Source organism: Paenibacillus sp. GQ49 (genome assembly GCF_059759055.1).
This window is the reverse complement of record NZ_JCAXEL010000018.1, coordinates 37,887-58,462: the sequence shown is the minus strand read 5'-3', so window position 1 is coordinate 58,462 and position 20,576 is coordinate 37,887. Positions and strand designations below refer to the sequence as shown.

Below are 20,576 nucleotides of genomic sequence, written 5' to 3'. Positions count from 1 at the left end.
GGGTTCATACGAAAATATGTGGGGTGTTAGTGTCTGTCTTGTTGGGCCAGTTGAACGGGAGATTGATTAAAGGCTTCCCGGAAATCCTGGGTTGCAGTATCCAACCGATCCTGTACTCGTTATAATAATGTTGATATATGACATGGTTAGAGGAGACAAAGACATAACATGAGCCGAAAGATATACTGTAAGCGTATTCAGTTTCTGGATGATTGGAGTCTCAAAACCAAGTTGTACATATTGTTCATTTTTTGTGTGCTGGTCCCGGTCCTGGTCACAAATACGGTGTTTTACCAAAGCATCAAAGGTAACATTGAAGAGAAGGAGCATAGCCGATTCAATGAAATGCAGCAAAGGATCAAGTTCAACCTGCGGAACAGTATAGACAATAGCTTGTATGTGTCCAATTTTCTCTATACCGATGGAACGCTGAACCGGTTCATGGAGTTCAAGTATCGCGATCAGGAAGACTATTACTCTGCTTACTATGATATGCTTAGCAACAACAATCTGGTCCGGTACTATTACAGTTACCAGCAGGTGAATCAAATTACGTTTTATGTTGGCAATGATACCTTCGTCAATGGAGGAAACTTCATTAAGCTGGATGATGAGGTGAAGAAAAGTGATTGGTATCAAGCGCTGATGAACACGAGCGACCATATCATGATCTATTCGTATTTTGACAAACAGCAGGCGGAGATGTCGCAAAGTCAGGGAGGACGCAAAGTTAGCATTATTCGTAAGCTGGATTACTTTGGGGAGCAGCAGGTTGAAAAGGTGTTAAAGGTTGATCTGGACTACGCTTTCATCAACAAATCGCTTAAAAATGAGGGAGCAAATGGGAAGGTGTATGTCGTTTCGGATGGCAGGGTCATTTTCTCGAACGATTCAAAAATGAATCAGACGCGCAAGCCATTTAATCTGATTGCGAACAGTCCAATTGACCCTGTTCAATCCATGCAATCGATTCCCGTTGTATCCGAGGATTGGCAGATTGTCGTCAGCACGGAGAAATTGGACGTTCTGTCGGAGATTGTTAATTCCAAGCTTAATTTGACTTTACTAATCATTCTTAATCTGTTGGTGCCGACACTGCTAATCTGGTTGATATCCAGATCACTGGTCATCAGAGTGGATCGGATAGCGAAGCACCTGGATCAAGTGAAGCATGAGAAGTTCGAGGTGATCTCGGGACCTGTGGGCAAAGACGAGATCGGCAGCCTGATCCATAGTTATAACATGATGGTCATCAAGATCAAGAACTTGATTGAGATTGTGTTTAAGGGTCAGGTGGAGCGGCAAGCCCTTGAGCTCTCCAAAAAGCAGGCGGAGCTGAAGGCCCTTCAGAGTCAGGTGAATCCCCATTTCATGTTCAACACGCTTGAAACGATCCGTATGAGGAGTTTGATCAAGGACGAGCTTGAAACCTCTGATGTCATTCATAAACTGGCACTGCTGTTACGTCAGACGATCAATTGGGGCGATGATCTGATTACAATTGCAGAGGAAATCAATTTTGTGGAGAGTTATCTGAGTATCCAGCAGTATCGCTTTGGTGAAAAGCTGCAATTTGCAATCCGGATCACAGACGAATCCATTGTTGCCATGATGATACCCAAGCTAACCGTTCTCACCTTTGTGGAGAATGCTTGCATCCATGGCATTGAGGGGACGTCGAATGATGGGGTTGTGGAGGTATTATTCGAAATTCGAAATAATGAACTGTACATTTCCATTCGAGATACCGGAGTCGGTATGGATCAGGACAAGCTGGCCTCGCTCCGCAAAATGATGCAAGACCCGAGTATGGATCGGATGAGCGAGCTTAGCAGCATTGGTATGATGAATGCATATATTCGGCTGCGGATGTATTTTGATGATTTCGTTCAGGTGCACATATTCAGTGAAAAGGGGAAGGGAACAACGATTGGCATTCAAATTCCTCTTATGCAGGCATCTCAAGAATAAGGAGCGAGGATATGATCAACGTGCTGATTGTGGACGATGAGCCATTTATTCGCCAAGGACTTCTATTGTTAATTGATTGGGAGTCTTACGGGTTTCAGATTTGCGGTCAGGCTTCCAATGGCATGCAGGCATTGGAGTGCATACGCGCTATGCAGCCCGATCTGGTGATTTCCGACATTAAGATGCCGGAAATGGACGGATTGCAGCTTGCCAAAACCTTGTACGAGCAATATGGCGGTGACATCAAGCTGATTCTTCTAAGTGGATTCTATGAGTTCGGATATGCCAAGCAGGCTATTAAATATCAGGTGGATGACTACATTCTCAAGCCTATTGTGAAGACCGAACTGGTTCAGGTGCTTGAGGAGTTCAGGGTCGCATTTAATGCGCGGACGGAAGAGAAGCGATATCAGCAAAAAAAAGATCGGATTATTATGGCCCAGCATATGCAGTCAATCTTGCTTGGGGTGGCTGAGGAGGATGCTGTTACGAGTCTGCAGCCCCACTATCAAGATGCCGGCATACTGCGTTGCATCCTGATTGAGGCGGAAGCTGGTCCAGATCAAGGAACGGATTGGTGCGCTCGGGTTGAAGCGTGGGTGGGCAAGCCCTTGCCGGGACAAATTTTGAAGCCGTTCACAGGTGATAAAAATGCGGTTTTGCTCATTGTTACGGACCTGATGGTGAACTGTGAGGCAGTGACCTTGGAGCAATATTTGACCCGATTACATGCCGATCTGAGCCATGGTCAAGAGGCGGCTATTGCTTGTTATGTCGGGAAGGAAGTACATGAGTTGGAGGCGCTGCACGAGTCTTATCAATCCTGCGGCATAATGAAAAGCTTACGTTTCTTCACCACTTGCAGGCCCATTTATTACTTCGAACTTATGGATACGACCCTATTTGTTAATCGGCCGGGACAGTTCGAAAAACAACTGTTTGATGGGCTAGTCAAGTCTATTGAGGAACAGCAGACGGATGAGTTATACAGTCATGCAAAGGCAATTTTTCAATTTTTTCTGGATGAGCGAATCGAGCCTGGTATTGTCCGCATCCACTTGCATTATTTGGCATACACATTGCTGGATCTTGTGAATAACGATACGGTCACTCTAGATTCCGGGCTGATGGAATCGACTTTTCTGAAGGTGAACTACGCGATGTTATCCATGGAGGAAAACATTGAACATTTATGCGAATTCTCGCTCATATGCGCAGAGAAACTGAAGGAACAGCAAAAGTCAAATGCGATGGGCGTATTAGCCAAAATTGAGGCCTTCATTCACGAGCATTACAGAGAAAATATCAGCCTGAAATTGCTCGGGGAGCAGTTTTACATGAATAGTGCATATCTGGGTCAGATTTTCAAAAAGCATTTCTCGATCAGCTTCAGTGATTATTTGAATCAATTGCGTATTGAGGAAGCCGCCCGGCTGTTGCGCAGAACAGATCAAAGAGTATACGAAATCGCAACAATGGTGGGATATCGGGATTCCGATTACTTTATTAGCCGGTTCGAGAAACTCATGGGGGAGACTCCTGCACAATATCGTAAAAGTGCCCATGCTGCGTACTCTCTTGATTAACATCCTGCACTCCTTGACGGAGCGGCGGGATATTTTTTTTCGCAGATGCTGGAATTAGTGGGATTCCATCTATAGTTTATCCCGTTGAGAGGGGCATGGAAGCATGATAATTTTAAGTCAGCCTTTGGAAAGCGCTTTCCAAAAAGCTTCTGTCAATATAATCGATGGAGGGGTCATGATGAAAAAGGATGTTAGAAAAAGAATCAAGTATAGTGCTCTGCTCGCTTTAATACTGGTCATCGCACTCACTGGATGTACACCGGGATCGTCCTCGAAAGGGGAAAAGACAGCAGATGGAAGGGAATTGAAACAATTTTCCGCATTTTTTGCCGTACCGGGAAAAATTGCGCCTGACGATAATCGGGTGTTAAAGGCTATTGAGGAGAAAACAGGTGTCAGAGTCACGATGGACTGGCTTACGGGCCAAACAGCCAAAGAGCGGATTGGTGTACTCATTGCAGGCGGCGAATATCCCGATTTTATCGATGGGAGTGATGGTACTCAGCAACTGGTAGCAGCAGGAGCGTTAGTACCTCTTGAGGATTACATCGATAAATATCCAAACATCAAAAATTACCTGGGCGAAGACTGGAAGAAGATGAAAAATACGACGGATGGACATATCTACTTCATTCCTCAATTCGGCAATATACAAGAAAAGTCGATGAAAGTATCCCATGACGGAGAAGCATTCTGGATTCAGAAGGCCGTACTGGAGTGGGATAATTATCCGACAATCAAAACGCTTGACCAATACTTCGACTTGATTGAACGGTATAAAGCAGCTCACCCGACCGTTGATGGTCAGCCAACCATTGGATTTGAAATTATCTCCTATGACTGGCGTTATTTCGCACTGGAGAACCCTCCGCTCTTCATGGCTGGTTATCCTAACGAAGGCGCAGCCATCGTTGATAAAGAAACGCTGACGGCCAAAAACTATAATACCATTCCGGAAGCGAAGGCATATTTCAAGAAAATTAATGAGGTATATCATCAAGGCCTCGTCGATAACGAAACCTTTACAGCAAACTATGATCAATATATTTCCAAAATTTCAACCGGACGTGTGCTGGGCATGGTGGATCAAGGATGGCAGTTCCTTGACGCCGAGGCATCACTCGTGAAGCAAAAATTGTATGACAAAACCTATGTACCGTTGTCCATTACACTCTCCGAGGATGTTAAAGGGCGTTATCAGAACAATCCAATCCTTAACGTAAATGGTGGCCTGGCCATTACAAAGAGTTGCGAGGATATCGAGGGAGCACTTCAATATATTAATGATTTGCTGGACCCTGAGATGGAGGTATTGAGAACCTGGGGACAGGAAGGCGTGGATTACCAAGTCGATGACAAAGGTGTGTTCTCCAGGAATGAAGAGCAACGTGCGAATTCCAAAGATCCGGACTGGGTGCTGGCAAACACGGGAAGCCCGTTGGTCTATTTCCCGCATCATGAAGGCATGACCGCTGACGGGAAGAATGCCCTTGACCCTAAGGAGCAGCCGGAGGAGTACCTTGCCACATTGAATGACATCGACAAAAAAGTGCTGAAGGCTTATGGATATACGAAGTTTACCGACTTCCTTGAGCCTGCGGAGGAAAATGAACCGTGGTTCCCAATCTATACCTATAATTTTGAACCAAATAAACCGGAGACCATCGCCAGACAGAAAATGGACGATGTAAAACGCAAATGGCTGCCAAAAGTGATTATGACTTCTCCAGCAGAATTTGATAAGGCTTGGGAAGAGTATCAAGCTACGCTCAAGGAAAGCGCAGATATTAAAGCGTATGAAGACGCGCTGACGGAAGAAGTCCGCAGACGCATGGAACTGTGGGGATAAAGGCCTGTCACACAGAAAGGCTATGGGGAACCCCGTAGCCTTTCTTACACGCTAGATTGGGAGATTGGATAGGAATGGAATCGATTCACTCAGACTGGGTGATATAGATAAACTCGTAAGCAAGGAGAGAAAAAACATGGCCAAAAAGGAGTTGCAGCCTTCGTTAAAAACCAGCCATATCCCAGCGGGAACAAGCTGGATCGGGTACAACCTGTCCAGAATGAAAAGTCAGCGACAACTAATGTGGATGTCATTTCCGTTTATTGCGTTTATCGCTATTTTTGCGTATGGACCATTATGGGGCTGGTTGATGGCGTTTCAGAATTATAGACCGGGCATTGGTTTTATGGAGCAGGATTGGGTGGGGATGGATCATTTTCGAACGTTATTCACGGACCCTACATTTTTACGTGTCATTCGCAATACGTTGGCGATGAGCCTGATCAGTCTGTTTCTGGGATTTGTCGGCTCAATTGGTCTGGCGCTCTTATTGAATGAACTGCGAATGGTATTGTTCAAACGCGTGGTACAGACGGTATCCTACCTTCCACATTTCCTGTCGTGGATCATCGTAACAGGTATTGTTGCGAATGTATTATCAACGGAAACAGGAATAGTGAATGTGCTGTTGACGAAATTGGGCCTGATTGATGCACCGATCAATTTTTTTGCCGAACCAAAGTACTTCTGGGGGATTGTAGGTCTGTCCAGCATGTGGAAGGAAATTGGCTGGGGCACGATTATTTATCTGGCGGCCATGGCGTCGATTAATCCGAGCTTGTACGAGGCAGCTTCCATCGACGGAGCCGGACGGTTTCGTAAAATGTTCAATGTCACGCTTCCAAGCATCAAACCAACGATTATTATCCTGCTTATCATCAACGTTGGTAACGTACTGAACGCGGGTTTTGAGATTCAATACTTGCTGGGGAACGGACTTGTGCAGGATGTATCCGAGACGATCGACATTTTTGTTTTGAAATACGGGATTAATCTCGGCAACTACTCACTTGCCACCGCAGCAGGCATTTTCAAAAGTGTGGTCAGTCTGGTGCTCATATTTATCGCCAACGGGATTGCCAAGTCTCTTGGTGAAGAGCGATTGATATGATAAGGGGGCAGAGCTGTGAAACGATTTAGTAGAAACCGAAGCTTGGGAGACTCTATTTTTTCTATCACCAATGGAATATTTATGTTGCTTGTCATGGTTGTTACGTTATATCCTTTTTTAAACACCATTGCCGTATCTTTCAATAACGGGCTGGATACGATCCGCGGGGGTATCTATCTCTGGCCGAGGGAATGGACGCTGCAAAATTACGTTTCCGTATTCCAAAACCCGAATCTGACACAAGCCGCATTTGTTTCGGTCGCCAGAACCGTGGTGGGAACGGTTGTACAGCTGTTCTGTACAGCCATGCTGGCCTATGTACTGAGCCGCAAGGAGTATATGTTTAACAAATTGGTCACAACGCTGTTTGTCATGACGATGTATTTCAGCGGTGGTTTAATTCCGGGATACATGCTGATCAAACAAGTGGGGCTGCTGAACAGCTTCTGGGTATACATTATTCCCGGCTTGATCGGGGTGTTCAACATGATCGTCATTCGTACCTACATTCAGGGACTGTCGGAGGGATTGATTGAATCCGCGAAGATGGATGGAGCCGGAGATTTTCGGATTTTCATGCGTATCGTGCTTCCCCTATCCAAACCGGTTCTGGCTACGGTTGCACTGTTTATTGCTGTAGGTCAGTGGAACTCCTGGTTTGACTCCATGTTGTACACGGCGGGAAATCGGAATTTGACCACCTTGCAGTATGAGCTGATGAAATTGTTATCCTCTGCGACCTCACAGGGGGGGACCGTCAACGTGGATTCATTCAAAAATGTAACCAACATGGTGACGCCTGTATCCATTCGGGCAGCAATCACGGTTGTGACGGCAATGCCGATTGTTTTACTGTATCCGTTCTTGCAAAAATACTTTGTGACTGGACTAACCATTGGAGGGGTAAAAGAATGAAGAATGCAAATCAAGGCGAAAAATGCACGTATAACAATCCGATTATGCCCGGGTTTTATCCAGATCCATCCGTATGCCGGGTGGGTGAAGATTTTTATCTGGTGACATCAACATTTGCCTATTTTCCTGGCGTTCCGATCTTTCAGAGCCGTGATCTAGTGAATTGGAAACAGATTGGCAATGTGCTGGACCGCCCTTCACAATTAAATCTTCAGGGAGCAGGCCATTCACAGGGGATATTCGCTCCAACGCTTCGGTATCATGAAGGCACCTTCTATATGATTACAACCAATGTATCACATGGCGGCAATTTTGTTGTAACCGCTACCGACCCGGCTGGGCCATGGTCTGATCCTTATTTTATTGAAGGCGCAGAAGGCATAGACCCTACGATTTTCTTCGATGACGGCAAAGCGTATTATCTTGGTACACGCCCTTGCTCTGAGGGAGTTCGTTATAATGGCAATTGGGAAGTTTGGCTGAGAGAGCTTGATCTGGGCAGTATGAAGCTGGTGGGAGATAGTTACGTTCTGTGGCGCGGGGCGATGGTGGATGTCATCTGGCCGGAAGGCCCGCATCTGTATAAGATTGATGAATATTACTATTTATTGATTGCAGAGGGAGGCACAGGGCCAAACCATGCCGTGACCATTGCTCGTAGCAAAAGTTTGACCGAAGGATACGTCGGGAATCCGAATAATCCAATCATTACGCATCGCCATTTGGGTAAACGTTACCCTGTTGTTAATGTAGGACATGCCGACTTGGTGCAGGCTGCGAACGGTCAATGGTTCATGGTCATGCTTGCTTCGCGTCCATATGGAGGGAGCTATAGCAACCTGGGGCGGGAGACGTTCCTTGCTTCTGTCGTTTGGGAGGACGGATGGCCTGTTGTCAATGAGGGCCGCGGAATCCTGGAGGAGCAGGGCACGTTGGATTTGAAGCCTGTTCCGGTAGAGCCGCAACTGCGTTTTGACCATTTTGACAGTGATAAACTGGGCTTGCAATGGATGTTTCTGCGTAATCCACAGGAAGACCTGTATTCATTAACCGAACGAAAAGGATACTTGCGGCTGAAACTGAAACCGCAAACATTGAAGGAAAAAGAAAATTCCAGCTTTGTATGTCTGCGTCAAAGGCATATGGATTATGTCGCAGCTACAGCGATGGAATTTGTGCCCGGGAATGCCAATGAAACGGCTGGTCTTGTCGTCATTCAGAACGATCAGTATCACGTACGGATTGAGCGTGCTCTGGCCGAGAATCAGCAGGTGCTGCGTGTGGTGACCGTTATAGATGGTCAGGATAGCCATATTGCGCAAATCGCGCTGGAGGATGAAGTATCGCGAGTGTATATCAAACTGGCTGCGACAGGTCAGCAACTCAACTTCTATTACAGCACGGATGGAAGTCAGTATCATCTGGTGGCAGAACAGGTGGATACAAGCAGTTTGAGCACCGAAGTAGCCGGCGGCTTTGTTGGCTGTTGTATCGGAATGTTTAGCAGCAGCAACGGTACTTCTTCCGATCAGGTAGCGGACTTTGACTGGTTTGAATATGGTTCATATGAATAATATTTAGATGACAGAATAACAGCCAGAAAGCTCAATCCGGTGGCGGTAGTCCAGGGATTGAGCTTTTTTCCGTTCTTTTTGCCAAATGGCTATGGGGAGGCGTTACAGTCTATTGTTGAGTTTCATGTGCTGAGCTTTTTATGATGTTAACTATTTTACGCTGAGCATCCCTGGCTTCCGGAATCGGATAGAGGACAAAGACATGGTTCATTTTGGGGTAAACGTACGTATGATGATCGATTCTTTGGTCCGTAAGCAGCTTGTCGAGCTTCATATTATCAGGAAACAAACCCTCGTGAGTCCCGATAAAGATGCTGATTTTGCCCAGACCGGCGAAATCTCCGTAGATTGGACTGATTAACGGATCGTTTAACGGTTTGTCAGCTGCCCAGATCCGCCGGATGACATCATACCCTTCGACAGCGAGCATAGGGTCGCGGGTCTCGTAATCAAATATGACCGGATTGTCCAGCACCATATCCACACAAGGTGATAACAAGATGATATCTTTGGGCTGCGGGAGATCATGCATCTTCAGATAATGGGCCAAGGCAAGGGATATGTTCCCGCCTGCCGAATCGCCCATAATGGTCAGTTGTGCCGGGTCGTCCACAGAGGCAAGCAGATCCCGGTATAGATTGAGCAGTTTCGGATACGTGTGCTGATAATTAAAATGAGGAACCTTTGGATAGATGGGAGCAACAACTTTGGCATTCAGAGCCTGAGCCATGCGGTCCATGAATTTCCAGTGTAAAGACAGCGGCTGGTGTGTATGCGCCCCGCCATGAATGTAGAGAATGACCCTCTGTTCACGGGAATGCTGATCGTTTAAGGTGAACACCTGCATGTCTTCAAGGGAGCGCTCTTTGATGGAAGATGACAGTTTTGTTTTACCCAAGGTATAAGGTTTAATGTTTTCCAAGCCCATATGATCCAGGTGTTTGCGGGTAAGCTCGCGTGTTGAAAAAAATTTCTTGGTATCCAACGTTCCGATATATTTCTCGAATAGAAAGCTCGTGAGCGAGCGTTTGTGATTATGGATATACATGTTCATTGAGGAATCACCCTTCCTGATGGAGTTCAGATATACGATCTGTGGAGACTGTAAGTAAAGTATAAAGGTTGAAGTGTACTTCAAGGTCAATCTTAACTTTTCCATCAAACCGTTTACGGTTAGAGTAAAGCATGGTACCCGTTCTATGTTATGATATTTGCATCTTCAAAAGTTCGATTGAAGGGGCATAGCGTATGAATCAGAGCATACAACAGTTTAAAGCGGATTTTTTCAAAGCGTTGGCACACCCCATGCGGATTCAGATTCTGGAGCTGCTGAGTGAAGGAGCCAAGAATGTGAATGAACTGCAAAGCATTCTGGGATCGGAAGGCTCTGCTGTTTCACAGCAACTGGCTGTATTGCGCAGCAAAAACGTTGTCCACGGAATAAAAGAAGGGACAACCGTCACATATTCGCTGCGTGATCCGCTGATAAAGGACCTGCTGGCAGTCACCAAACAGATTTTTGACAATCATCTGGTTGATGCCATTTCCATGTTGGAAGATATTCGTAAAGAGTCCTGACACAATAAACAAGAGCAACGGGGTGTAATCGCCGGAGGTTCTTGTTTTTTTGTGTTAGGTTCCTGCTGGGGTTGTGCGTAATCCGATTGACAGGACGTATGCAGGGGAGTAGTCTTTTAAATATATTCAAATATTCAAATATATAAAGAAAAGAAGGTTTTTGTACATGAGATGGATGGGGAGATATGCAGGGTACAATGCTGCCGCTTTTCGCAAGGATCTGTTATCAGGACTGATTGTAGGTATCATTGCAATTCCACTCGGTATGGCCTTTGCCATCGCTTCCGGGGTCAAACCGGAGTATGGATTGTATACCACAGTAATCGCAGGGATTCTCATTTCCTTGCTGGGTGGGTCCAAGTTCCAGATTGGCGGGCCAACGGGGGCATTCATTCCGATCCTCTTTGCCATTGTGATGCAGTATGGATATGAGAATCTGCTGATCGCCGGAATGATGGCCGGATTGATGCTTGTACTTATGGGCGTATTCAAGCTTGGGGCGTTAATTAAGTTTATTCCAAGGCCGGTGACTATCGGTTTTACGGCAGGGATCGCCGTCATTATTTTTAGCGGACAAATTACGAACTTTCTGGGACTTCGAGGCATCGAGAAACACGAGGATTTCTGGTCCAATATGAAAGAAATCGGGATGCATATCTCGACGATTAATATATACAGTGTGCTTACAGCTGGAATCTGTCTGGCTGTTCTTCTGCTTGTGCCCAAGTTTGCACCAAAGGTGCCTGCATCACTGGTGGGGCTGGTTCTTTCGACGGTAGTCGCGGCGTTCTTTTTTGAAGGGCAAGTGGCTACAATTGGTTCGTCCTTTGGCGCGATACCTAACGCTTTGCCTCAGTTTCATGTGCCTGAGATCACTTGGGAGCGTATCGTGAACTTGCTGCAACCCGCTTTTGTCATCGCCATGCTTGGTGGAATTGAATCGCTGTTATCCGCAGTTGTTGCTGATGGCATGACTGGAAGTCGGCATAACAGCAATCGAGAGTTGATTGGGCAGGGGATTGCTAATATGGTGACTCCGTTATTTGGTGGTATTCCTGCAACAGGAGCGATTGCACGTACAGCAACCAATATCAAATCCGGCGCAGTATCGCCATGGTCTGGCGTGATTCACGGTGTGGTGGTTTTGCTGGTACTTGTTCTCTTTGCGCCATATGCATCCCACATTCCTCTTGCCAGTATGGCTCCCGTTCTCATGGTGGTTGCCTGGAATATGAGTGAACGAAGATCCTTCGTCCATGTCATGAAAACCAAAACGAGCGATTCACTCGTTCTGCTGATTACCTTTTTGCTGACCGTATTTACAAGTTTAACAACGGCTGTAGAGGTTGGGTTGATTCTTGCTGTCCTTTTATTTGTTAAACGGATGAGTGAGATGTTGAAGGTTGCCAAAGTACTACCCGATCCCGATCATAAACATGAGAAAGTCATGGCCCACATGGTTCGGGAAGGACATGACTGTCCGCAAATAAGCCTGTATACAATTGAAGGGCCACTTTTTTTCGGTGCAGCGGATATGTTCGAGAAGTCGGTCATGGATTCGATTCATCGGCGACCAGGCACTCTGCTGTTGCGGATGGGCAAGGTGCCTTTTATGGATACGACAGGTGAATCCAATCTGGCCCGTGTTGTCAAACATATGGAGAGATCCGGGGGCAGGATTTTACTTTCAGGCATTCAGGCGCAACCGTTGGAGATGTTGAAGAGAACAGGTTTGATTGAACGGATTGGTCCGGATCATATGTTTGAGCACACAGGTGAAGCCATCAATTATGCATTAGTGCATCTGGATGTTCAGAAATGCAGGGGGTGCAAACATTTTGCCTTTCGTGAATGTGCTGCATTGTCGAGTGTTGGCACCGACCCAGCGTGTAATAACCTGCTGAAATCTGGAAAGCGGGCCAATGCAAATAACCTTATATAATCCTGCTGATGCGAGATGGAACTATAGGAGTCTAAAGAGTATTTGTTTATCAAAATATATATTCTGGAAAATAAACGAAAAATATACTATGTTATAGGTTGATAGGTGAAAGGATTACATCGTTCATCAGATGAGAAATAATCATATTAAACCGAAGGAGCAACCATATGTCCATTCAACCGACTGCTTTACGTTCAGTGCTTAACCCCAGGTACCTGGAGTCTGCATTGAGTAATCAATATGACATTGGAACATGGGAAGAATGTTTGTTTTGGCTTAGAGGATTAAATGATACCTACCGGGTTCGCACGTCCAGTGGCATGTATATTCTCCGTATCTACCGTACTGAAATTACGGAGGAAGATGTTCAGTATGAGCTTTCGTTATTGTCTCAACTGAAGAACGTTCTAGGTTCTGCGGAATATACCGACATTGGAGAATACATCGAGAAGAAAGATTATACGGGATATACGGTGTTGGAGGCTGCGGAAGGCAAGCGGGTTGCTGTGATGTTTCGGTATATTGAGGGTACGGAGAACAACCTGGAGGATGAGGAGTCTTGTTACGCCTTTGGCCAATCTGCGGCTGAATTGCATAAGGCTATGGATCAGGTGAACATGGAGCTGCCACGATATGAGCTGGATCTGAAGTTACTTATTGACGAACCCCTTGAGCGAATTATCCACTATATCGGTGAGGACAATGAAGCAGCAGCATTTCTCCATACGTTTGCGGCAACGTTAAAAGAACGCATCGTTGCCACTTCCAGACAAGACCTGGACTTTGGTCTGTGCCATGGCGATATGCATGGGAATAACAATGTGTTTCAACAGAAACATCAGTTTATCCATTATGACTTCGAGTGGGCAGCCAAAGGCTGGCGTGCCTATGATTTAGCTCAAGTGAAAGTTCGAAAAAGGCAGTCTGATGAGCGAAAAGTAGCATTATGGGATGCGCTAATGGCAGGATATCGTTCAGTCAGAAGTTTCTCTGCCGAAGATGAGCAGGCGGTTGATCTCTTTATTGTTGCTCGCCGATTTTGGGTGATGGGACTAGATGTTGCATTTATTGAGAGTGATATGGGTGCGCTGGACTATGGCTCGGATTGGCTGGATAGTTTCGTGGAAGAATTCCGGGATACGGGGATTATATCCTAGCGAATGATGAACATTATTTTGGTGTAGGTTTGAATGTTTTAAGACCCTTCCGAGTGAACTTGAACTCGGGAGGGTCTTTTTCATCTTATATTGAAGGTAACAGGGTCACTTGTTACTTGTTAGTTCGATGATGAAGAAGCGGCAGCAGCCGATGCTGCGGCAGTTGCGGCCATGGCGGCCTGCTGGGCGATGATAATATTTGTGATACTGGTTGAGATTGCTGTCGTAAGCACACCGTTTCGCAGATTCTCCACATGTTGAATGGCTACCAGAGCAGACGAGAACAGGAGCAACTCCTGTTTGTCGATTGACCAGGCACCGAAGCCTTTTTGAGTCCGTAACCAGTCATTTGTTTCCGCGACTTCATCCACTAATGACTCTCTGTCCGAAGGCAGTAGAGAAAGTATTCCGAGAGAGGCTAACGTATACGTTTTGTCCATTCGAAGATTCCTTTTGCGAAAAGCTTCATTTAAGGCAATCACACGAGCACCTGCATCCGGGGGATCATCTCCAAGAACCAGTACCTGTGTTAACGCCTGCACACTGTTTCTGGAAGAGAACTCCGGTTTTAATTCGCCATAAAGTTGTTCCATACGTGCCACACCAGTATCCACCACGAGATCGGAAAGTGCTAACATGGCAGCGAAAATGTAGTCATCCTGTCCAGTGAGGAAACGATGCTCTGCTTTCATGCCGTCATAAAATGATTTGGCCCGCTCCACCGTAGGTTGAAACTGGTCAGCTGATGTCTGAGTAGCGATCTGATAGGCGGCAATAACCAGATAATCGGAGTTGCGGAACTTGATCTCTTTCATCAGATCATAGACATGCAAGGTGTCTGCCAGTCTCGTCTCTTCATCCGTTGTAAGGGAGAGCATGGCAGCAATGCTAATGGCCGAATTACCTCTGAATGCAGAGAAGAGTTTTGTGTTTTGCTTAATCAACTCATGGCTTTGAAGAATAGCTTCCCCATCCGCTGTTTTATTCTCCGCTGCATAGAGCAGGGCAACCAGACGTTGCATCATCGCATGTTGCCATTTGAACGATTTCTTGATGATCTGGGTGTTGGAAACAAATAATTCAACTCGTTCTGCATGATGTTGTTGCATAGGCACACCTCCATATTCACTGTTATTCTACAATACCCTTCCAGCTTCCTTCATTCCGTCGGTGTAAACAGATTAGATGATTAGGAATATCAAATGAATTAAAGCGATTATTCCCATAGGGTAGATCAATGATCTGGAGAACCCGTTTTTAAATTCATTTCGAGGATGCTTTTCGAAAAAGAAGTGTAATACGGTATGTATGATGAAAAAGATATCCAGCACCCAAAATGTAATGGTTTGATACGAGCTAAAAAGAAGAGAGAGGATGATGGTATACATTGGCAGGTGAATCCAAGTGAAATACCTGTAGGCTTTATCATCTTCCAAATCTTTTAACACGATAAACAATTTCCACTCGGACCGCCTGATGGCATCCATTTCGTGAAGCAGGAAGAGAGACAAGTTAAACAAAAATAAGACTAACAACAAGTCAGGCATGTAAAGCCTCCCATTTTCAGTTTATACAAGCAGGTCAATTCTTCATTACAGATCCACGCAATAGTTCTGGCAAAGCATATAACACATGCATACGTTCCAGCGCACCTTCCATGTTCCAGTGTAGTCCTACGTGATGAACTTTTCCGTTACACACCGCAGAAAGTTCGCTCCATTGATGGCTATTCATACCACTCCTCTCCCGCTCATAAGAGGCAGGGTCATCGACATCCCCATCTCTGGTTGCAGAAATTATAAAAATACGATCGCCCATATAACGCTCAAGCTCTCTTTCTTCAATAGAAATAAAAGCTTCGCCTTGTTCTATTAATGCAGTAACTTCAAGAGGAGGTCTGAATCCATTGGCATGGTAAAGTGTGTTTGGGAGACCGTGAGAGGCCATAACATAGAGTCTGCCATTATCACCATGGACAAGAACGGAAGCACTTTCGCCGGGTACGAATGCGTCTTTGCACATTGTCCACATGTATTCGGCCATAGCGTCATATCGGATCATCCAACGTTCTGCTTCGTGTTCTTTGCCGAAAATTTGGCCTAAGGTCCGCAAACGGCTATCCAATGTCTGCTCACGATCCAACACAATGGTTGGAGCAATGGTAGTCATTTCATCAAGGGAGATACCGTAGTAGTTGGCAACGAGAATAAGGTCGGGCTTCAGCTTTCGAATCTCCTCAGGCTGGGGTGGAAAGCTGATTTCGGTTGTGTTTTTCATTGGGACGGTATCGATGGATTGGCCCGATAGATTCTTGGGACTGCCGACTGGAAACAAATTCAGAACGATTAAGTCACTCACGGTATTGCGATCCAGATATACAATACGTGATTTGTCCATTGGAAGTTCCAACAGCCTACCTGTAGAGTCACGGAAAAGAATGTCCCTGTCGCTGTGCTTATACATCGCTGCATACTCCCGAGGGGGCAGTCCGGTCTTTTGACGAAACCGTCTGACAAAGTAATAATGATCATTGAATCCAACTTGATGAGCAATGGACTCAATGGTTTCTTCTGTCTGTAAAAGCAATCCTTTAGCTCGATTCAAACGAATCTCAGTTAGATATTCAATCGGAGTCTTGTCTGTCAGTGAGCGGAACAGCTCATTATATTGCCATAAGGAGACCCCGGATAAATCGGATAGTTCCTGAACTTTAATTTTCTCGGCGTAGTGTTCCTGCAGATAGATAAGGGTACGTTTAACGGCATCTCTGGCATTTTCCAAGGATGGCCATTTCGTATTATGTTCAGAGAGAGACAGCATCAGCATATGGAACATAGGTTGATAGGCATTGCTTTCTGCTTTGTTGATATAGGGGCGTTGACGAATCATATCTTGAATAATGGTGTGCACGCTGGAATAGGAACGATCGGATCGCAACGTACTTCTATTAAAGGCAGCACTTGTATCGAACCGTACCGCAGCATCCTGAACTTTGATTACATGAAAAGAAAACATATAGACGGCGAACGGCTCATGATCCTGTCTGGTTAGTACAATGTTGCCTCCGGGTCGAATATAAAAACATTGTTCTTCAATGGCAGTATGGGTCTCTTCCCTCAGATGCAACCTGAAGTTTCCCGAAACGACGATGAGGAGACGGTGCTCTTGCGAAGGCATGATGCTGACGGGTTCTTCCATAAAATCAACCTCGCTAAGTGAATAGATTTCATGTTCCTGATCTGTATGCAATAGAAGCTTCATGCCATAATCCCCTTACTAATTGATAACGATTCTCATAAATTAGCATAGTGTAAATACACTTTTTTATCAACCAATTCACAGGAAAGATAGAACACAATTTGGTCGTACGCCTGCTAAGTATTGTCTGAAAAGCCCTTGAATTGTCCATTGATGCGCCTGTGCGGGATCGTTACTATAGGTAGAAGATAGTGATAATGATTATCATTAAAATAGAGTGAATGGGGAGAGCGTCATGTATAGTGTTAAACGATGGGGATGGTCTATTGGTGCGGTTCTAGTGCTAAGTATCGGTCTGAGTGCATGTAGTAGCAATGAAGGTGGGTCGGTAAATGAGGGAACAACGCAACAGACAACTGTCAAAGAAACGGAAGCTGCTGCGGAGAAACCGGAAACCAAAGAGTACGTGGATTATCTGGGACGTAAAGTAGAGATCCCGACGAATCCGCAAAGGATCGTGTATTATGATAACAAAACCTTTGGAGATATGCTGGTACTTGGAGCAGATGCAATTGGTCAGGATGGGCGCTTATTATCAGACTCCATATACGAAGATCAGGTGAAGGATATTGATGATCTTGGTGCGCCGCTGAATCTGGAGAAGCTGGTGGAGCTCCAGCCTGATCTGATCATCACAGGGCTTCACGCTCAAGGGGATGAATTGGACCAGATTGCCAAAGTGGCGCCAACGGTTGGAGTAAACGTGGATGCTCCGCTGGAGGAACGTTTGCCTGTGCTTGGTCTTCTAGTGAACAAGGAGAAAGAAGCTCAGCAATGGTTGTCTGATTATGAGGCTCAATCGGAGCGGGCGTGGAATGAGTTCAAAGAGAGCGTGAACATCAGTCCAGATGAGACGGCCACGGTATTTCTTAACGTAAATCGCAGTCTGTATGTGATGACAACAGGACTTGCAGGTGATCTATATTCTCCCCATGGATTCAAGATTCCCGATGAGGTGAAGAAAGTAACCATGGATGAGAATTTGCCGTGGGCGCAGATATCGCTTGAGAATCTTCCGTCCTTTGCGGGGGATCACGTATTTCTGATCGCTGCTGGAGCTGGACAAGATTCTGCGGAGAATGACGAGTTAATGCAGTCAGCCATATGGACGGATCTACCCGCTGTAAAGAATGGTCATGTGTATGTAGTGGAGAAAAAGTGGAATAAACGTGATGCCTATACGATGCGTGAATTGTTAAATGAACTACCTACTATTATGAAGTAGCACTGGTTTGGAGATAAGTAGTAGTATTGAGAGAGCCTCCTGTTAAAGGGGGTTCTATTTGTTCCCTCGACTTCCTGTACAATTAGACCTCACTTCATCTGTCTTATTTATTGGCGGGTATCGTTATCTTTTTTGTCATGCGCATTATGGGGGAAATGTTGATTCAGGAGCCGGTCACGGGTTCGTTTGCAACATTTGCTCACAAATATATTAGTCCGCTTGCCGGATTCCTGACAGCCTGGAGCTACTAGTTTCTGTGGGTTACGGTGGGTATGGCGGAAGTTACGGCGATTGGCATCTATGTGGGGTATTGGTTCCCGGATATTCCGCAGTGGCTGCCTGCACTTGCTGGGGTGCTCATCATTGCGGCGGTGAAGTTCTATGGGGAATTTGAATTCTGGTTTGCGATGATCAAAGTGACGGCTATTGTGGCGATGATCGTAAAATCGGAACAGGTCTGATCTTCTTCGGTTGGGGGAACGGAGGACAGCCAATCGGGCTGTCGAATCTGTTTAGCCATGGCGTATTCTTATTTTCTACGTTGGTGCCATATTTGTTATCGTAACTCTGTACCCTTGGAACGAGGTCTACAGTGCAAGTGTTCTTCCGGGTATGGTTCCATGGTTCGCGCTGGCATTCAGCCAGTTCCGATTCAGAAAGCGTTGGGGCAACGAGATGGTGGCGAAGACGCTAGTCTCGTATTCAAAAATCAACTTATAACGTAATTTCATACGTGCATTCCTTGAAACGATTGGAGAACCTGAGGGTGATTCAGCGTCATTCAGGGAGTGCATTTTTTTATCTGAAAAAATCATGCTTGAATCTCCTGTAACTGGAGGTTTTAAGATTGGAGGCAGACAAGGGGGCATACATCTTATGAGAACAGTAGAATGGATTTATCTTATTTTCAACCTGCTTATGTTCGTGGGGGTAATCGGGATCGGGAAACAGAGTCAACATTTTCGAAAAATGGTATGGGGTGGATTCGTCATTTCAGGTGTGCTGTTGATCATCCATGGTGTGGTCGAAGGACTTCGTTGGCCGATGATTCCGGCGTATCTGCTCACGTTGGTTCCACTGGTTGTGTTATTTACAAAGGCAAGACGCCAGCAACAGTCAGGTGTAACCTCGCTGAACAGCAAAGGTTCCGGGGCATCTGCTTCCACATCGACTGTGACGAGGAAATTCGGACGTGTTCGAATCATCGCAACGTCTCTTCTGGTGTTGGTATACGCTATTGTGAGCATTGGCTTGCCACTGCTGTTCCCGGTGTTAACGTTTGCCAAGCCAGCAGGTCCTTATGGAATCGGAACGGTATCTTACGACTGGACAGATAACAGCCGTGAGGAGTTGCTGACGAGTTCTGTCGGTGATCAACGGGAGCTGATGGTACAGATCTGGTACCCAACGAATCCAGATGTACAGGGCGCAACAGCCCCTTATGTTAATAAGCCGGAGATCTACGGGACAGCCTTCAATGAAGTGCTGAAACTGCCAAAGCTTTTATTTTCCAGTCTGAGTCAGGTCAAAACACATGCGATACAGGAAGCTCAGTTGTCTGATGCCGAAGCCAAGTATCCGGTTGTTCTTTTCTCTCATGGTCTGCATGGGTATGAAAATCAGAATACATTCCAGGTCGAGCAACTGGTTAGTCAAGGTTACATTGTCGTAGGTATCAATCACACGTATAACAGTCTGGTGTCCGTATTCCCGGATGGACATGTGGCGCAGTTTGAATCCGAAGGAAAAGAAGGCTTTGAACAGTTACAGTTCAGTTACATGGACAAGTTGAATGAGACATGGGTGAATGATGCACAGTTTGTACTGGATGAGGTAGAGAAGTTGGGTACGGGAGATCCGAGCGGACGCTTTACCGGACGTATGGATCTGGACAACATCGGCATGTTTGGGCATTCATTTGGCGGAGCAACGACAGTGCAGATGTTAATGGATGATCCACGTGTGAAAGCAGGCATGAATATGGACGGTGTATTGTTTGGCGAGAAACGTATCCCTGCGGAAGGTGTGGGCAAGCCGTTCCTGATGATGAGTGCAGACTCAACCGTTGCAGGGACAAGTGTGATGAGTGACGAGGAAATTGCTGCGATGGGCACGACCCGTCCGGAAGCCGAGAAATATTACGAGGAAGTGTACGCCCGGTATGAACCGGTAACCGCAGGAGGGAACTTCTGGATGGAGCTGACCAACACCAAACATCTGAGTTTCTCCGACCTCTACCTGATCTCTCCACTGCTCGAATGGACGCAGGGTGTAGATGCGCGGGGGACGCACCAGTTGGTTAGCGAAACAACGATTGAATTCTTCAACCACTACTTGAAAGGGCAACCGCTCCATATGGACAAGGACGTGGGAGAACATGAATCCTATTCGTTGAAAAAAGGCTAAACGT

At 45.9% G+C, this 20,576-nt stretch carries 16 protein-coding genes and 1 pseudogene; 12 read left to right on the top strand and 5 right to left on the bottom strand.

Annotated elements, in window-relative coordinates; all coding sequences use genetic code 11:
* Window positions 1-168: 168 nt before the first annotated feature.
* From AC6CIF_RS24595 to AC6CIF_RS24570, 6 genes are all read left to right on the top strand, one after another.
* Window positions 169-1,971 (top strand): cache domain-containing sensor histidine kinase, encoded by a 1,803-nt coding sequence (locus AC6CIF_RS24595; protein WP_498201899.1) that lies wholly within the window; start codon window positions 169-171, stop codon window positions 1,969-1,971.
* A gap of 11 nt (window positions 1,972-1,982) precedes the next feature.
* A complete protein-coding gene (locus AC6CIF_RS24590) occupies window positions 1,983-3,557 on the top strand; it encodes a response regulator (RefSeq protein ID WP_498201897.1) in 1,575 nt (524 codons plus the stop codon).
* 175 nt (window positions 3,558-3,732) lie between these two features.
* Window positions 3,733-5,406, top strand: coding sequence for an extracellular solute-binding protein (locus tag AC6CIF_RS24585; protein WP_206537064.1), 1,674 nt, complete (start codon window positions 3,733-3,735; stop codon window positions 5,404-5,406).
* A gap of 136 nt (window positions 5,407-5,542) precedes the next feature.
* Complete coding sequence (locus AC6CIF_RS24580; protein WP_498201894.1) at window positions 5,543-6,517, top strand: ABC transporter permease; 975 nt, start codon at window positions 5,543-5,545, stop codon at window positions 6,515-6,517.
* Window positions 6,518-6,532: 15 nt separating this feature from the next.
* Window positions 6,533-7,432 carry a carbohydrate ABC transporter permease gene (locus tag AC6CIF_RS24575; protein WP_036668326.1) on the top strand — a complete coding sequence of 300 codons (900 nt, stop codon included), beginning with the start codon at window positions 6,533-6,535 and terminating at the stop codon, window positions 7,430-7,432.
* Window positions 7,429-9,006 carry a glycoside hydrolase family 43 protein gene (locus AC6CIF_RS24570; RefSeq protein ID WP_498201892.1) on the top strand — a complete coding sequence of 526 codons (1,578 nt, stop codon included), beginning with the start codon at window positions 7,429-7,431 and terminating at the stop codon, window positions 9,004-9,006. Before AC6CIF_RS24575 ends, AC6CIF_RS24570 begins: the two co-directional genes overlap by 4 nt.
* Before the next feature lie 109 nt (window positions 9,007-9,115).
* Here the strand turns inward: AC6CIF_RS24570 and AC6CIF_RS24565 are convergent, their stop codons facing one another.
* A complete protein-coding gene (locus AC6CIF_RS24565; RefSeq protein ID WP_498201890.1) occupies window positions 9,116-10,060 on the bottom strand; it encodes an alpha/beta hydrolase fold domain-containing protein in 945 nt (314 codons plus the stop codon).
* Window positions 10,061-10,254: 194 nt separating this feature from the next.
* On the opposite strand from AC6CIF_RS24565, the gene AC6CIF_RS24560 reads away from it, so the two are divergent.
* From AC6CIF_RS24560 to AC6CIF_RS24550, 3 genes are all read left to right on the top strand, one after another.
* On the top strand, window positions 10,255-10,584 hold the full coding sequence (locus AC6CIF_RS24560) for an ArsR/SmtB family transcription factor (RefSeq protein WP_017690603.1): 330 nt from the start codon (window positions 10,255-10,257) through the stop codon (window positions 10,582-10,584).
* A gap of 166 nt (window positions 10,585-10,750) precedes the next feature.
* A complete protein-coding gene (locus tag AC6CIF_RS24555) occupies window positions 10,751-12,526 on the top strand; it encodes a SulP family inorganic anion transporter (RefSeq protein WP_498201887.1) in 1,776 nt (591 codons plus the stop codon).
* A 167-nt stretch (window positions 12,527-12,693) separates the two neighbouring features.
* Window positions 12,694-13,683 carry a phosphotransferase gene (locus tag AC6CIF_RS24550; protein WP_498201885.1) on the top strand — a complete coding sequence of 330 codons (990 nt, stop codon included), beginning with the start codon at window positions 12,694-12,696 and terminating at the stop codon, window positions 13,681-13,683.
* A 119-nt stretch (window positions 13,684-13,802) separates the two neighbouring features.
* Here AC6CIF_RS24550 and AC6CIF_RS24545 read toward each other — a convergent pair whose 3' ends face one another.
* From AC6CIF_RS24545 to AC6CIF_RS24535, 3 genes are all read right to left on the bottom strand, one after another.
* Window positions 13,803-14,792, bottom strand: coding sequence for a DUF4003 family protein (locus tag AC6CIF_RS24545; RefSeq protein ID WP_498201883.1), 990 nt, complete (start codon window positions 14,790-14,792; stop codon window positions 13,803-13,805).
* Between the two features lie 72 nt (window positions 14,793-14,864).
* Complete coding sequence (locus AC6CIF_RS24540; protein ID WP_498201881.1) at window positions 14,865-15,230, bottom strand: DUF6713 family protein; 366 nt, start codon at window positions 15,228-15,230, stop codon at window positions 14,865-14,867.
* A 34-nt stretch (window positions 15,231-15,264) separates the two neighbouring features.
* Window positions 15,265-16,944, bottom strand: coding sequence for an AraC family transcriptional regulator (locus tag AC6CIF_RS24535; RefSeq protein WP_498201879.1), 1,680 nt, complete (start codon window positions 16,942-16,944; stop codon window positions 15,265-15,267).
* 232 nt (window positions 16,945-17,176) lie between these two features.
* Here AC6CIF_RS24535 and AC6CIF_RS24530 point away from each other — a divergent pair, with 232 nt between their 5' ends.
* Both AC6CIF_RS24530 and AC6CIF_RS24525 read left to right on the top strand, forming a co-directional pair.
* Window positions 17,177-18,166 carry an ABC transporter substrate-binding protein gene (locus AC6CIF_RS24530; protein WP_498201877.1) on the top strand — a complete coding sequence of 330 codons (990 nt, stop codon included), beginning with the start codon at window positions 17,177-17,179 and terminating at the stop codon, window positions 18,164-18,166.
* Between the two features lie 89 nt (window positions 18,167-18,255).
* Window positions 18,256-18,844, top strand: a pseudogene (locus tag AC6CIF_RS24525) (hypothetical protein); the annotation flags it as partial.
* Here AC6CIF_RS24525 and AC6CIF_RS24520 read toward each other — a convergent pair.
* A complete protein-coding gene (locus tag AC6CIF_RS24520; protein ID WP_498201959.1) occupies window positions 18,754-18,981 on the bottom strand; it encodes a hypothetical protein in 228 nt (75 codons plus the stop codon). The pseudogene AC6CIF_RS24525 and the gene AC6CIF_RS24520 sit on opposite strands and share 91 nt — an antisense overlap.
* Window positions 18,982-19,042: 61 nt before the next feature.
* Here AC6CIF_RS24520 and AC6CIF_RS24515 point away from each other — a divergent pair, with 61 nt between their 5' ends.
* On the top strand, window positions 19,043-20,572 hold the full coding sequence (locus AC6CIF_RS24515) for an alpha/beta hydrolase family protein (RefSeq protein WP_498201875.1): 1,530 nt from the start codon (window positions 19,043-19,045) through the stop codon (window positions 20,570-20,572).
* The last annotated feature ends 4 nt before the right edge of the window (window positions 20,573-20,576 follow it).

Excerpts from the sequence above, each read along its gene's own strand:
- AC6CIF_RS24595 (WP_498201899.1), top strand. The coding sequence starts at position 169 with ATGAGCCGAAAGATATACTGTAAGCGTATTCAGTTTCTGGATGATTGG.
- AC6CIF_RS24590 (WP_498201897.1), top strand. The coding sequence starts at position 1,983 with ATGATCAACGTGCTGATTGTGGACGATGAGCCATTTATTCGCCAAGGA.
- AC6CIF_RS24585 (WP_206537064.1), top strand. The coding sequence starts at position 3,733 with ATGATGAAAAAGGATGTTAGAAAAAGAATCAAGTATAGTGCTCTGCTC.
- AC6CIF_RS24580 (WP_498201894.1), top strand. The coding sequence starts at position 5,543 with ATGGCCAAAAAGGAGTTGCAGCCTTCGTTAAAAACCAGCCATATCCCA.
- AC6CIF_RS24570 (WP_498201892.1), top strand. The coding sequence starts at position 7,429 with ATGAAGAATGCAAATCAAGGCGAAAAATGCACGTATAACAATCCGATT.
- AC6CIF_RS24565 (WP_498201890.1), bottom strand. The coding sequence starts at position 10,060 with ATGAACATGTATATCCATAATCACAAACGCTCGCTCACGAGCTTTCTA.
- AC6CIF_RS24560 (WP_017690603.1), top strand. The coding sequence starts at position 10,255 with ATGAATCAGAGCATACAACAGTTTAAAGCGGATTTTTTCAAAGCGTTG.
- AC6CIF_RS24555 (WP_498201887.1), top strand. The coding sequence starts at position 10,751 with ATGAGATGGATGGGGAGATATGCAGGGTACAATGCTGCCGCTTTTCGC.
- AC6CIF_RS24550 (WP_498201885.1), top strand. The coding sequence starts at position 12,694 with ATGTCCATTCAACCGACTGCTTTACGTTCAGTGCTTAACCCCAGGTAC.
- AC6CIF_RS24545 (WP_498201883.1), bottom strand. The coding sequence starts at position 14,792 with ATGCAACAACATCATGCAGAACGAGTTGAATTATTTGTTTCCAACACC.
- AC6CIF_RS24540 (WP_498201881.1), bottom strand. The coding sequence starts at position 15,230 with ATGCCTGACTTGTTGTTAGTCTTATTTTTGTTTAACTTGTCTCTCTTC.
- AC6CIF_RS24535 (WP_498201879.1), bottom strand. The coding sequence starts at position 16,944 with ATGAAGCTTCTATTGCATACAGATCAGGAACATGAAATCTATTCACTT.
- AC6CIF_RS24530 (WP_498201877.1), top strand. The coding sequence starts at position 17,177 with ATGTATAGTGTTAAACGATGGGGATGGTCTATTGGTGCGGTTCTAGTG.
- AC6CIF_RS24520 (WP_498201959.1), bottom strand. The coding sequence starts at position 18,981 with ATGATTTTTTCAGATAAAAAAATGCACTCCCTGAATGACGCTGAATCA.
- AC6CIF_RS24515 (WP_498201875.1), top strand. The coding sequence starts at position 19,043 with ATGAGAACAGTAGAATGGATTTATCTTATTTTCAACCTGCTTATGTTC.